Annotated in this window: 12 protein-coding genes, 4 tRNA genes and 1 pseudogene; 14 read left to right on the forward strand and 3 right to left on the reverse strand. The window is 53.0% G+C overall.

The window, feature by feature from the left end:
• Positions 1–57: 57 nt before the first annotated feature.
• A complete protein-coding gene (gene rutR, locus JNO11_RS06530; protein WP_003849991.1) occupies positions 58–693 on the forward strand; it encodes an HTH-type transcriptional regulator RutR in 636 nt (211 codons plus the stop codon).
• A 38-nt stretch (positions 694–731) separates the two neighbouring features.
• Positions 732–1,706: a metal-dependent hydrolase gene (locus tag JNO11_RS06535; protein ID WP_010246619.1), complete on the forward strand. Its 975-nt coding sequence runs from the start codon at positions 732–734 to the stop codon at positions 1,704–1,706.
• 47 nt (positions 1,707–1,753) lie between these two features.
• Here the strand turns inward: JNO11_RS06535 and cycA are convergent, their stop codons facing one another.
• Positions 1,754–3,148, reverse strand: coding sequence for a D-serine/D-alanine/glycine transporter (cycA, locus tag JNO11_RS06540; protein ID WP_022625909.1), 1,395 nt, complete (start codon positions 3,146–3,148; stop codon positions 1,754–1,756).
• Between the two features lie 286 nt (positions 3,149–3,434).
• On the opposite strand from cycA, the gene JNO11_RS06545 reads away from it, so the two are divergent.
• The 3 genes from JNO11_RS06545 (at position 3,435) to JNO11_RS06555 (ending at position 6,757) form a co-directional block, all read left to right on the forward strand.
• Entirely contained in the window at positions 3,435–4,130 is a 696-nt protein-coding gene (locus JNO11_RS06545; protein ID WP_325177089.1) for an extensin family protein, read from the forward strand.
• A gap of 1,170 nt (positions 4,131–5,300) precedes the next feature.
• Positions 5,301–6,023 carry a transcriptional regulator SdiA gene (sdiA, locus tag JNO11_RS06550; RefSeq protein WP_045140567.1) on the forward strand — a complete coding sequence of 241 codons (723 nt, stop codon included), beginning with the start codon at positions 5,301–5,303 and terminating at the stop codon, positions 6,021–6,023.
• Between the two features lie 122 nt (positions 6,024–6,145).
• Entirely contained in the window at positions 6,146–6,757 is a 612-nt protein-coding gene (locus tag JNO11_RS06555; RefSeq protein WP_029518973.1) for an acyl-homoserine-lactone synthase, read from the forward strand.
• Positions 6,758–6,792: 35 nt separating this feature from the next.
• On the opposite strand, the gene JNO11_RS06560 is transcribed toward JNO11_RS06555, so the two are convergent.
• Positions 6,793–7,017 (reverse strand): DUF2594 family protein, encoded by a 225-nt coding sequence (locus tag JNO11_RS06560; protein WP_003849983.1) that lies wholly within the window; start codon positions 7,015–7,017, stop codon positions 6,793–6,795.
• 441 nt (positions 7,018–7,458) lie between these two features.
• Between JNO11_RS06560 and JNO11_RS24765 the strand changes: the two genes are divergently transcribed.
• The 8 genes and pseudogenes from JNO11_RS24765 (at position 7,459) to JNO11_RS06590 (ending at position 10,991) form a co-directional block, all read left to right on the forward strand.
• Positions 7,459–7,782 carry a response regulator gene (locus tag JNO11_RS24765; RefSeq protein ID WP_346267493.1) on the forward strand — a complete coding sequence of 108 codons (324 nt, stop codon included), beginning with the start codon at positions 7,459–7,461 and terminating at the stop codon, positions 7,780–7,782.
• Positions 7,779–7,985: a hypothetical protein gene (locus JNO11_RS24770; protein ID WP_346267500.1), complete on the forward strand. Its 207-nt coding sequence runs from the start codon at positions 7,779–7,781 to the stop codon at positions 7,983–7,985. Before JNO11_RS24765 ends, JNO11_RS24770 begins: the two co-directional genes overlap by 4 nt.
• Entirely contained in the window at positions 7,927–8,109 is a 183-nt protein-coding gene (locus JNO11_RS24775) for a LuxR C-terminal-related transcriptional regulator (protein WP_346267494.1), read from the forward strand. Before JNO11_RS24770 ends, JNO11_RS24775 begins: the two co-directional genes overlap by 59 nt.
• Positions 8,102–9,936: pseudogene (gene uvrC, locus JNO11_RS06570) on the forward strand (excinuclease ABC subunit UvrC). Before JNO11_RS24775 ends, uvrC begins: the two are co-directional and overlap by 8 nt.
• Before the next feature lie 69 nt (positions 9,937–10,005).
• The gene (pgsA, locus tag JNO11_RS06575; RefSeq protein WP_325177090.1) at positions 10,006–10,554 is read left to right on the forward strand and encodes a CDP-diacylglycerol--glycerol-3-phosphate 3-phosphatidyltransferase; all 549 of its coding nucleotides are present in this window, start codon (positions 10,006–10,008) and stop codon (positions 10,552–10,554) included.
• Positions 10,555–10,704: 150 nt separating this feature from the next.
• A tRNA-Gly gene (locus tag JNO11_RS06580) sits at positions 10,705–10,780 on the forward strand.
• Positions 10,781–10,820: 40 nt separating this feature from the next.
• Positions 10,821–10,894: transfer RNA gene (locus JNO11_RS06585), tRNA-Cys, on the forward strand.
• 10 nt (positions 10,895–10,904) lie between these two features.
• A tRNA-Leu gene (locus JNO11_RS06590) sits at positions 10,905–10,991 on the forward strand.
• 135 nt (positions 10,992–11,126) lie between these two features.
• Here the strand turns inward: JNO11_RS06590 and JNO11_RS06595 are convergent.
• The gene (locus JNO11_RS06595) at positions 11,127–11,363 is read right to left on the reverse strand and encodes a hypothetical protein (RefSeq protein WP_223565690.1); all 237 of its coding nucleotides are present in this window, start codon (positions 11,361–11,363) and stop codon (positions 11,127–11,129) included.
• A gap of 236 nt (positions 11,364–11,599) precedes the next feature.
• Between JNO11_RS06595 and JNO11_RS06600 the strand changes: the two genes are divergently transcribed.
• Positions 11,600–11,672, forward strand: a tRNA-OTHER gene (locus tag JNO11_RS06600).
• The last annotated feature ends 167 nt before the right edge of the window (positions 11,673–11,839 follow it).

The raw sequence follows: 11,839 nt of genomic DNA on the forward strand, positions 1-11,839 counted from the left end.
GGCAGCGATGAATCCCTTTGCTATGATGCGCTGACACCAGAAGGATGAGGTAAACGTGTGAATACCGATGAAAAAAAGCCAACGCGACGTTCGCGTGCGGTCGCAGCGAAGCGGGCCGCCATACTGGAAGCGGCATTAACCTTCTTCTCACAGTTTGGCATTCACGGCACCAGCCTCGATAAGGTGGCCGAGCTGGCCGATGTCTCTAAAACCAATCTGCTCTACTATTTTCCCTCTAAAGAAGTGCTCTATGTGGCGGTGCTTAAGCAGATTCTGGATGTCTGGCTGGCACCGTTGCGCGCGCTGGCGCACGATCAGGATCCATTGGTCGCGATTCGTCGCTACATCCGGCTGAAGCTGGAAGTGTCGCGCGATCATCCTCAGGCTTCCCGGCTCTTCTGTCTGGAGATGTTGCAGGGTGCTCCGCTTCTGAAAGGGGAGCTGGCAGGCGATCTTAAGCAGCTGGTGGATGACAAAGCGGCAATTATTGAGCGCTGGATTGATGAAGGACGACTGGCGGGCGTACAGCCGCAGCATCTGATCTTTATGCTGTGGGCCACCACGCAGCATTACGCCGATTTTGCCACTCAGGTTGAGGCCGTTACCGGCCAGACGCTCAGCGATCCGGCGTTTTTCGATCAGGCTGTTGATAACGTGCAGCGCATGATCATCGAAGGGATTCGCGTACGCTAATTCAGGATACATCCACGGTTCAGGTACGGAGTTAATCAATGGATTCTGTTTCGCAGCTGGTGCTGGGTGCCTCAGTCAGTGTCGCAGTGATGGGACGTCGGGTTCCGGTCTGGCAGGCCGCGCTGGTGGGCGGCGTCTGCGGCACCTTACCCGATCTCGATGTCTTTCTTGATCATGGCGATGCGATACGCAACATGACCCTGCATCGCACGGAAACGCATGCGCTGCTCTGGCTCACGCTGCTCTCGCCACTGATCGCGTGGCTGGTGGCGGGGCTGTTTCGCCAGCGGGTGAAGTGGGCAGCATGGTGGCCTGCCATCTGGCTGGCGCTGATTACCCATCCGCTGCTCGATTTGATGACGGTGTATGGCACCCAGCTTGGCCTGCCGATCACCGATTATCCTTATGCCATCGGCAGTATCTACATCGTCGATCCACTCTATACCCTGCCGCTGCTGGCAGGCCTGGGCGTCGCGCTCTGGCGGCGCAGTGATAAAGGGCTACGGGGAAACCGGCTCGGGCTGATGCTGAGTACCCTTTATCTGGTCTGGAGCGTGGTGATTCAGGGCGTCGCAGGCTGGCAGATCAGAGCGTCGCTGGCGGAGCAGGGTATTCCGGACAATAAAGTGCTGGTGACGCCCACGGCCTTTAATACGCTGGTATGGCGCAGCGTGATTATGACGCCGGATCGCTATGGCGAAGTTTACTGGTCGCTGTTGTCGCCCTCACGGCCACTGCAGGTGGCGTGGTACCCGCGTCATCCTGAACTGTTCGACGCCTTTCGGGGCAGCTGGTATGCAGAACGTGTCGCCTGGTTCAGCCACGGCTTCTACGCGCTGCGGGAGCAGGACGGGCAGACGACGATTGCCGACCTGCGCATGGGCGAAGGCGATAAGTATACCTTCACCTTTGGTCTGGGCACGCCTCAGCAGCCCGATCCCCGGCCGCAGCGCTTACCTTATGAACGCCCCTCTTTATCCGCCATTTTCTCTGCGCTGGGCGATCGCCTGTAAAAAAAAAGCCCGGTCATCTGACCGGGCTTTGTTCATGATATTACCGATTAGCGGCTACGACGATTACGCAGCATCCAGCCGACACCCAGCAGGGCAAACCAGAGTGGCGTAACCATCAGCGCCTGGCGCGTATCTTCCTGCAGCGTCAGCAGCACCAGCACAAATGCGAAGAATGCCATGCAGACCCAGCACATGAATTTGCCCAGCGGCATCTTAAATGCCGACTCCGCATGGCGCTGCGGATGCTTTTTACGGTAGGCCAGATAGCTGCACAGAATGATGGTCCAGACGAACATAAACAGAATGGCCGAGACGGTGGTCACCAGCGTGAAGACCTTCATTACATCCGGGATCAGGTAGATCAACGCCACACCAATCAGCAGGCACAGGCAGGAGAAAAACAGGCCGGTAGTCGGCACCGCACGGGCAGAGAGTCGGCCAAAGGCGCGGCTGGCCACACCCTGCTGCGACAGGCCATAGAGCATACGGCTGGTGGAGAAGATGCCGCTGTTGGCTGAGGAGGCGGCAGAAGTCAGCACCACAAAGTTAACGATACTCGCAGCCGCAGGCAGACCAATCAGAACGAACATCTCAACAAACGGACTGCGATCGGCCATCACCTGGGTCCAGGGCGTTACCGCCATAATCACCATCAGCGCCAGCACGTAAAACATAATGACCCGCAACGGAATCGCATTAATCGCGCGCGGTAACACTTTATGCGGATTGTGGGTTTCAGCCGCTGCCGTGCCCACCAGTTCAATGCCGACAAAGGCAAACACCGCAATCTGGAAGCCGGCAAAGAAGCCGCTGAGGCCTTTCGGGAACATGCCGCCGTGATCCCAGATGTTGCTGAGTGACGCTGTGCCGCCGCCCGGTGAGGGGTAGTGAATCGATACCAACACAATCCCGGTTACGATCAGCGCCACAATGGCGACGATTTTAATGATCGCGAACCAGAACTCCATCTCGCCAAACAGCTTGACGGTGGCAATATTGAGCGCCAGAAAAACCACCACGCAGAGCAGCGCGCTCATCCAGATCGAGAAGCCCGGAAACCAGAGCTGGAAATAGGCGCTGATTGCCACCACGTCGGCAATGCCGGTTACCACCCAACAGAACCAGTAGGTCCAGCCGGTAAAGTAGCCCGCCCACGGGCCAAGCAGATCAGCGGCAAAATCGCTAAAGGATTTGTACTCAAGGTTGGAGAGCAGCAGCTCCCCCATGGCGCGCATCACAAAGAACAGCATAAAACCGATGATCATATAGACGAAAATGATCGAGGGGCCAGCCAGGCTGATGGTTTTACCTGAGCCCATAAACAGGCCGGTACCGATAGCGCCACCAATGGCGATCAGCTGGATGTGACGATTGTGCAGATTACGCTGGAGTTTATCGGGCGTTTCGTGGGTGCTTGCGGTTTCTTTAGATTGATCAACCATAGAATTGTCTTTCCTGTCGTGATGTTGTGTTCAGCTCTGCTGGCTGTTAGTCAAGGCGTCTGCCTGAGGGCAAGTCGGCATAAGATAGAGGAAGAGAGCCGGAATCGGGTAACGCTTTTTTACCAATTGTGATGCCTGCCATCCCGGAAGCGGCAATAAAGCGCGATTTTGTTCAAACCTTCGTCAGCCTGGGTAATTATTCATCACGTTATGTCAGTCAGGCGGCGTGAAGGGCGATGGGCTTCTACACTTTTTGTTTGCTAATCATCATGCTGCGAGAGGGACTATGCGCACGATTATCCTGTTTTTGCTATTGCTTGCGCTGGGATGGGTCAGCTTACCCTGGCTTAAGCAGCATCTGCCGCCGCAGTTTAATCCCTTTACGCCACTCTCTGTTACCGATCCGCCGGGCTGGATGACGCAGATTAAGATGAAAAGGCTGGCCAGCGATCCCGACGCATGTCTGGCGGTGATGCGCCGCGCTCAACAGGCGGGCTGGGTCAGCTTCAGCGAGCGTCCGGACGTCACGGGTCACTGTCCGCTCAGTCATCCGCTGCGGGTTCAGAAATTTGGCCCGGTCAGCCTCAGCAGCAGCTTTCTGGCCAGCTGTCCTATGGCCGTCGCCAGCACCATGTATGCTCTGCGCAGTCGTGAACAGACCGCCAGAGAGATGCACAGTCCACTGGTACGAATTACGCATGTCGGCAGTTACGCCTGCCGTAATATTTATCATCGTGCCCAGGGGCGGCTCAGTGAACATGCCACCGCCGATGCCTGGGATGTGACAGGCTTTCAGCTGGCTGATGGCCAGCGGCTTGAGGTCAATCGTCACTGGCAACAGCCGGAAGAAAAAGCAGCAATGCTTCATACGCTGTGGCGTGGCGGCTGTGAGGTATTCGGCAATGCGCTGGGGCCGGACTATAACGCCGCTCACGCCTCACATTTTCATCTGGGTATGCGTGGTGCAGGCTACTGCCGATAAATCATCAGACAGGATTAATACCGTGTTTGATTAAGAAATGTTCTTATGGTGCCAGTAAAACCCATCCAGTTATCATTGCTGAACCTGATCCCTTACTGAAATAGTCTGACAACAGGTCAGGATGCGCATAAAAAAAGCCGATTTCAGGGCCATCTGTAAGAATAAAACGATGCCTGCGGGATAAAACCCTTGTGCAGATTCTCAGCCTCATTTGCTCAGCGCCTGCTGGCGGCATGATGAAATTATTTCACGGTTGCGCTGGCAGAAATAAGGGAAAGGTATCGCATAAATAAAGCGTGCGTGATTGAGAAAAGAACGGATTTTTCCTGCAAATTTATTTTCATATGATTTAGTTGCGTGACTATCGGGAAAGTGATTTAACTGATTAAAATAGAGTCAGTGTTGAGCATTACGCCATAAATAGTGATCTCCGCCACGTATTGCGGTCAGACAGCAGAGTAAGTAAACGAGACTTTACGGACGCGCTGTCCTGGATCAGGTATTCGCAGTCAGATAAGTCGATAAACCACAGCAGCATGTGAATCGACGGGCACAGAGCATGGTCGGGCAGGGGAGACCAGAAAAGGTTTATTAAACAGCACATCGTTACGCTTACAGGGCTGCCACGGAAAACCGGGACAGGTCTTTCACCGGCAAGCGCGTGGCGCGGGCAGCATGCCGGTTAGCTGCCTCAACAGACGCCACAGGGGCTGAGGGGTCGTCTGACGAAACCGGTCCTGATGCTGCAAAGAGAGAGCCGGGCTTATTTCCTGATAAAAAATATGTCAGAAATTTGTCACTGCCGCTTCGCTTATAACGGAGTAATTAACGCCTTGTTTACTCGTTATTTACCCAACAATCAGCATCGCGATTCAATATTTTCAGCAGACGTTTCGGGTCTGAAATAAAATTGCACTGGAGGTCAGGGATTGAAATCCTATCAGAAAAATCTTATTCTCCTGGGGTGATTGAAATTGCTGTGATCGGCCTCACCTTGTAAAGGCAGGAACACTTTTTCACTCCGCTCCAACGGTGAAAGGTTAAATGCGCTGTAGATCGCGACAGATTCGTCCTGAACGATAAATTAATTTTCTTCTGCAAATTTAATTTTATCCGATGAATCCGAATGAATATTACCGGAAGGGCGAGTGAAATTAACGCTGAGGCAATATGAGCACTGAAAATTATTTCGCCTGGCGACATGAAGCGAAAGAACAATTTCAGGCATTAACGGTTTCTTCTGAATTGAAGCCGTTATTGCAACAATTTACTGAATCATTAGGCTTCGATTATTTTGCCTTTTTGATTCAGCACCCGGTGCCTTTTAACCGACCGCGCATTCATTTACATAGCACCTATCCCAGATTATGGGTTAAACGCTATGAGAAGCAGAATTATTACGCTGTCGATCCGGTGCTCAGGTTGTGTCAGCGACCGGGCAAAGGCATGGCGTGGACGGAGGAACTCTTCGCCGACGCCGGCAATTTGTGGCATGAGGCGAGAGAATATGGGCTGCAGAGCGGATTTTCTTGCTCTGCAATGGCACCAAATCGCGTCATTGGTATATTATCTATATCGTCGCAACAGCCCATTTCTGTCCAGCTCTGCCATGCTGAGCTGGAGGTGAAACTACACCTTTTAGCGGAACTAAGTCTGGATACGCTGGAACGCTTTAGCGATGATGCAATGATGGTACTAAAAAAAGAGTTTAGTCAGCGCGAGCTGGAAATTTTGAAATGGACAGCCGAAGGAAAAACGGCGGTCGAAATTTCACTTATTTTATCCATCTCTGAACATACCGTTAACTTTCACCAAAAAAATATGCAAAAGCGTTTCAATGTTTCCAATAAAACGCAGATTGCCTGCTATGCAGCGGCAATCGGACTGATCTGAACATAAAGCAACGGCTACATTTCGCCGTTCCTTTGCACAGGTCTGTTGTCTACCCTGCGCCGGGACTTTGCCAGGCTGGCGCAAAGAAATCATTGCAAACATGGGGATGTCAGAGGCGCATGATGAAAATAGTGCAAACGCAATTAAAGGATATGCCATCCTCTTTGCTTGCCGAACTCGGCAGCTACCGATACAGCGTCTTTGCGCGCGGCGAAGGGTGGTCAATTCCGCCACGCCTGAGCACGCCAGGACAGGAATATGATCGCTACGATCGTTCAGATGTCACCTGGCTGATCGCATGGAATGCGCGGGAGGGCATCAGCGGCTGTGCGCGTCTGATGCCCTGGTTCGAACCTGAACTGAGTGAAGGCATCGTACTGCCTTTCAGCCATGAGAAAGTGTGGGAAATGTCGCGCTTCTCGGCACGGCTGGATGTGGACGCTGAACTGCCACTGAATATTCTCTGGCACGCCGTGCAACTGGCAGAATTGAACGGTATGGAATACATCATCAGTTCGGCAACGCCGATGCTGGAGAAGATGTTTGAAGAGCATCAGGTGGTGTATGAGCCGCTGACGCCGGGACTTATTCTGTCAGAAGATAATCTGTTTGCGATCCGTATTCCGGTGGTTCAGCCAGCGCTGGCTGAAAAGTATCGGGGAACGCGGCGCTTTAGTCCGGAAGAGGTACTGCCTACGCTGGGCGTTTCGGTTAACTGGCAGGCGCACAGTTAATTAATTTGCCCCCGCGGCTGTGGGGGCAAGCAAGCTTACTGACGGTAGGCTGTTTTGATCTGCTTAATGGTATTGCTGAATACTTCCGCCTGAGGCTTGTCGCCCAGCGTCTGTACATAGCGTTCCATGTTGATAATCACTTTGCCGGCATCAGCCTGGCCCATACCTTTCAGGATCAGGGTGATCATCATCTTCAGACCCGCGATTTCATCCGCTAATTTCCGGGCTTCCTGCGAAGTTGCAAAATCTTCATCGCTCATGCGTTTCTCCTTGGTGAATGACAATGTGTCGGCAATCTGTCCGAACAGCAGTGCGTGAGTATATCACAGGGTCAGTAAGTTGCTGGAGCAGCCGGTTCGCTTCGCTATAAACAGCTGGTTTGTCCAGTACAACTAATCAATCGCTGAAAGTAATTACAGGTGTTGCCGGGCCAGATATCACAAGGGCCTGCAGCGATAAGGCACAGCAAAGTCTGGTGTTAATACCATGAAATAGTAAGAGTTTAAGGATTATTCAGTACGCCTGTCGGTTGTAAGAAATCTCTGTTATTGCTGGCTGCACGGGGCTGGAAATCGTTATGCGAAGCGTCGACTGTTTTGCTTTGTTGATGTGCTTTTGAGGTAAAAGCGGGTATGATTATCGCCTGTATTCGTTAATTGATTCCTCTTTTTTTAGCCTCTGGAGTTTCCCCGTTGATCAGTGTGCTTCTTGTTGATGACCATGAACTTGTCCGTGCCGGAATCCGTCGCATCCTGGAGGATGTCAAAGGTCTGGCCGTGGTCGGAGAGGTCAACTGTGGCGAGGATGCCGCTAAGTGGTGCCGTGCCAATCAGGTTGATGTGATCCTCATGGATATGAACATGCCGGGCATCGGTGGACTGGAGGCGACGCGCAAAATCGTGCGTTACAATCCCGATATCAAAATCATCATGCTGACCATTCACACGGAAAATCCGCTGCCTGCGAAAGTGATGCAGGCGGGGGCTGCAGGCTACCTCAGTAAAAGGCTGCGCCGCAGGAGGTGATCAATGCGATTCGCTCGGTCAATGCCGGACAGCGCTACATCGCTTCAGATATCGCTCAGCAGATGGCGCTGAGCCAGATTGAGCCACAAAAAGCGGAATCCCCCCTTCAGCTGTTTGTCGGAAAGGGAATTGCAGATTATGCTGATGATCACCCGTGGACAAAAGGTGACGGAAATTTCCGAGCAGTTAAATCTCAGTCCTAAAACCGTTAACAGTTACCGCTACCGGATGTTCAGCAAGCTGAATATCAGTGGCGATGTAGAGTTAACGCATCTGGCCATTCGACATGGCCTCTATAATGCGGAGCCGTTAATCAGTAGTGAATGACGTTTTTGATTCCAAAGCCTTTCTGAGTACGGTAACCAGCAAGCCCGGTGTTTACCGCATGTATGACGCCTCAGGCACCGTCATCTATGTGGGCAAAGCCAAAGACCTGAAGAAGCGTTTGACCAGCTACTTCCGCACTCAGGTCGGCAGCCGCAAAACCGAAGCGCTGGTTAGTAATATCCAGCACATCGATGTCACCGTAACCCACACCGAAACCGAAGCGCTGCTGCTTGAGCATAACTACATCAAGCTCTACCAGCCGCGCTACAACGTGCTGCTGCGCGACGATAAATCTTACCCCTACATCTTTCTTAGCAGCGATACCCATCCGCGACTGGCGATGCACCGTGGTGCAAAGCATGCCAAAGGCGAATACTTTGGCCCGTTCCCCAACGGCTATGCGGTGCGTGAAACGCTGGGGCTGCTGCAAAAAAGTTTTCCCTATCCGCCAGTGCGAAAACAGTGTCTACCGCAATCGCTCCCGGCCCTGTCTGCAATATCAGATTGGTCGCTGTCTGGGTCCCTGTGTCGCGGGACTGGTCAGTGAGGAGGAGTATGCACAGCAGACCGATTACGTGCGCCTGTTCCTGGCGGGGAAAGACGATCAGGTTCTCAACCAACTGGTCAAACGGATGGAAGAGGCGAGCATCGGCCTGCGCTTTGAAGAGGCGGCACGCCTGCGCGATCAGATTCAGGCTGTGCGACGGATCACCGAAAAGCAGTTTGTCTCGAATCAGGGTGATGACCTTGATGTGATGGGTGTGGCTTATGAAGCGGGCATGGCCTGTCTCCACGTGCTGTTTATCCGTCAGGGCAAAGTGTTAGGCAGCCGCAGCTACTTCCCGAAAGTGCCCGTCGATACCGATCTGGCTGAGGTCGTTCAGACCTTTGTCGGGCAGTTCTACCTGCAGGGGAGTGAGGCACGTACGCTGCCTGGCGATATTCTGCTGGACTTTACCTTGCCAGAGCGTGAACTGCTGGCAGAGTCGCTCAGTGAGCTGGCCGGACGTCGGGTGAGTATCCAGAGCAAGCCGCGCGGGGATCGCGCCCGTTATCTCAAACTGGCGCGCACCAACGCCGCGACGGCGTTAACCACGCGGCTGTCACAGCACTCCACAATTCATCAGCGGCTGATGGCGCTGGCGGAGTTTCTTGAGCTGGACAAAATTAAACGCATGGAGTGTTTCGATATCAGTCATACCATGGGTGAGCAGACCATCGCCTCCTGCGTGGTGTTCGACCAGAATGGTCCGCTGCGTGCCGATTATCGTCGCTACAACATCAGCGGCATTACGCCGGGCGATGACTATGCCGCCATGAATCAGGTGTTACGCCGCCGTTATGGTAAAGCGATTGAAGAAGATAAGATCCCGGATGTAATTCTGATCGATGGCGGTAAGGGGCAGCTGTCTCAGGCGAAGCAGGTCTTCACGGAACTGGATGTGCCCTGGGACAAAAGCCGGCCGATTTTACTCGGCGTAGCGAAAGGCAGCGATCGTAAAGCCGGACTGGAGACGCTGTTCTTTGAAGCGGAAGGTGAGGGCGTTTCGCTGCCACCCGATGCACCAGCGCTGCATGTGATCCAGCATATTCGTGATGACGCTCACAATCATGCCATTTCAGGCCACCGTAAAAAACGGGCCAAAGTAAAGAACACCAGCGCACTGGAAAGCATCGAAGGGGTGGGGCCGAAACGGCGTCAGCAACTGCTTAAGTACATGGGGGGGCCTGCAACCGCTGATGAACGCGTCGGTCGAGGAGATCGCCAATGTACCCGGTATCTCACATGCTCTGGCAGAAAAAATATACTACTCGTTGAAACACTAGCATTGAAACGGGGTGGGCAATGTAGGAACATAGGCTAAATTCTACCTATATCCAGACAGTTACCGGCATATGCAATTAAACATCCCGACGTGTCTCACCCTGTTTCGAGTCGTGCTCATCCCGTTCTTTGTGCTGGCTTTCTATCTGCCGTTCACCTGGGCGCCGCTGGCGACTGCACTGATTTTTGTTTTTGCTGCCATCACCGACTGGTTTGATGGCTTTCTGGCGCGCCGCTGGAAGCAGACAACACGCTTTGGTGCGTTTCTCGATCCGGTAGCGGATAAAGTGATGGTGGCCATTGCGCTGGTGCTGGTGGCTGAATATTTCCACGCCTGGTGGATTACGCTGCCCGCTGCCACCATGATTGCACGCGAGATCATTATCTCTGCGCTGCGTGAATGGATGGCGGAGATTGGTAAACGCAGCAGCGTGTCGGTTTCCTGGATTGGTAAAGTGAAAACCACTGCCCAGATGCTCTCACTGTTTGCCTTGCTGTGGCGTCCCGATGCTACCGTCGTGGCGATTGGTGTGGTGGCGTTATACATTGCTGCCGTGCTGACTTTCTGGTCTATGTTCCAGTATTTAAGCGCCGCGCGCGGCGATCTGCTCGAACCGTGATCGATACGATTTAAAAAGCAGCAAACGGACGCGCTGTGAGGATAATTTTATTGACTCATTGCGTCATCTAAGTAGAATGCATCGCATCGAACGGCAGCCAGGCTGCCAGAAGATAAATAAAATCAGCAGGTTCGACGAAATTGTTGAATTGCGGGAATAGCTCAGTTGGTAGAGCACGACCTTGCCAAGGTCGGGGTCGCGAGTTCGAGTCTCGTTTCCCGCTCCAGATTCGCAGGTCAGGTTAACCTGACGGCACATCAGTTTAAGGCGCGTTGGCAGAGTGGCTATGCAGCGGATTGCAAATCCGTGTACCTCGGTTCGACTCCGGGACGCGCCTCCAGTTACACCCTGCCCGGGTGGTGAAATCGGTAGACACAAGGGATTTAAAATCCCTCGGCTGTAAGGCTGTGCGGGTTCAAGTCCCGCCCCGGGCACCATATTTCTGCCGAAGAAAATCTAATAAAATAAAAGCAATATGCAGTAATGTCGTAACCGCCCAAGGGCGGTTTTTTTGTGCCTGCTATCTGGCGGATATGGCGACTGCAACCTCCGTTTAGCGGTATAAGCCGGCATCAGCCCCGGGAGCTGAATACCAGCTCATCATCAGTGTCACTCACCAGCACCATCCGTTGCGCCTCACCACTGGAAGAGACAAAGGTCACTTCATGGCCGATGCTGATATCATCAAAGGCGTCGGTTGGCTGTGACTGCTTCCGGATCTCCAGTACCATCCGCGAGGGATAGGGTTTATCATTGACCGTATCAATATGATAATTGGCGGTAAAATTCAGTTCGGGTTGATCAACCACGTAAAATTGTCCTGACGGCATAGTCTTGACCTCTGCAAAATGTTGGCCATAAGTCCCGGTCGGAACAGGCTGCCTGAAACTTAAGGTTAGCTGAATAATCAATGCCTACAGGCAGCAGCACCTCTTTTTTTGATTTCATACGACGGTTGCAAAAATACCTGCCGCTTGCGCTTGCCTGGTCAGAAAGTCGTACTACGCTTCTTGTTCACATAGCGCGGCTTTTCCAGGCACGCCATTCGGGCATGGTATAAAGGTATTACTGCAACTCTTAACGGGTTGACGATGCGGGTTCAACTCCTGCTGCCCGGTCCCTCTCCTGCATCTACGTTAACGCCAGCCTTATCCCTTTTGGGTTTCTGCCGATCTATTCCAATTACATCCGATTTCACTCATTTTTGCGGCCTGTGTCGAACTCTGTAACCTGTTGAAACGTTGTGGTTTACCGTATTGTGGTGGCTATTGTTTGCCGTCGCAGA

This window comes from Pantoea sp. 1B4 (assembly GCF_016925765.1).
GTDB lineage: Bacteria > Pseudomonadota > Gammaproteobacteria > Enterobacterales > Enterobacteriaceae > Pantoea > Pantoea agglomerans.

Bases quoted from the DNA above. Each gene is read 5' to 3' on its own strand.
- JNO11_RS06535 (WP_010246619.1), top strand. From the start codon at position 732: ATGGATTCTGTTTCGCAGCTGGTGCTGGGTGCCTCAGTCAGTGTCGCA.
- cycA (WP_022625909.1), bottom strand. From the start codon at position 3,148: ATGGTTGATCAATCTAAAGAAACCGCAAGCACCCACGAAACGCCCGAT.
- JNO11_RS06545 (WP_325177089.1), top strand. From the start codon at position 3,435: ATGCGCACGATTATCCTGTTTTTGCTATTGCTTGCGCTGGGATGGGTC.
- sdiA (WP_045140567.1), top strand. From the start codon at position 5,301: ATGAGCACTGAAAATTATTTCGCCTGGCGACATGAAGCGAAAGAACAA.
- JNO11_RS06555 (WP_029518973.1), top strand. From the start codon at position 6,146: ATGAAAATAGTGCAAACGCAATTAAAGGATATGCCATCCTCTTTGCTT.
- JNO11_RS06560 (WP_003849983.1), bottom strand. From the start codon at position 7,017: ATGAGCGATGAAGATTTTGCAACTTCGCAGGAAGCCCGGAAATTAGCG.
- JNO11_RS24775 (WP_346267494.1), top strand. From the start codon at position 7,927: ATGATCACCCGTGGACAAAAGGTGACGGAAATTTCCGAGCAGTTAAAT.
- pgsA (WP_325177090.1), top strand. From the start codon at position 10,006: ATGCAATTAAACATCCCGACGTGTCTCACCCTGTTTCGAGTCGTGCTC.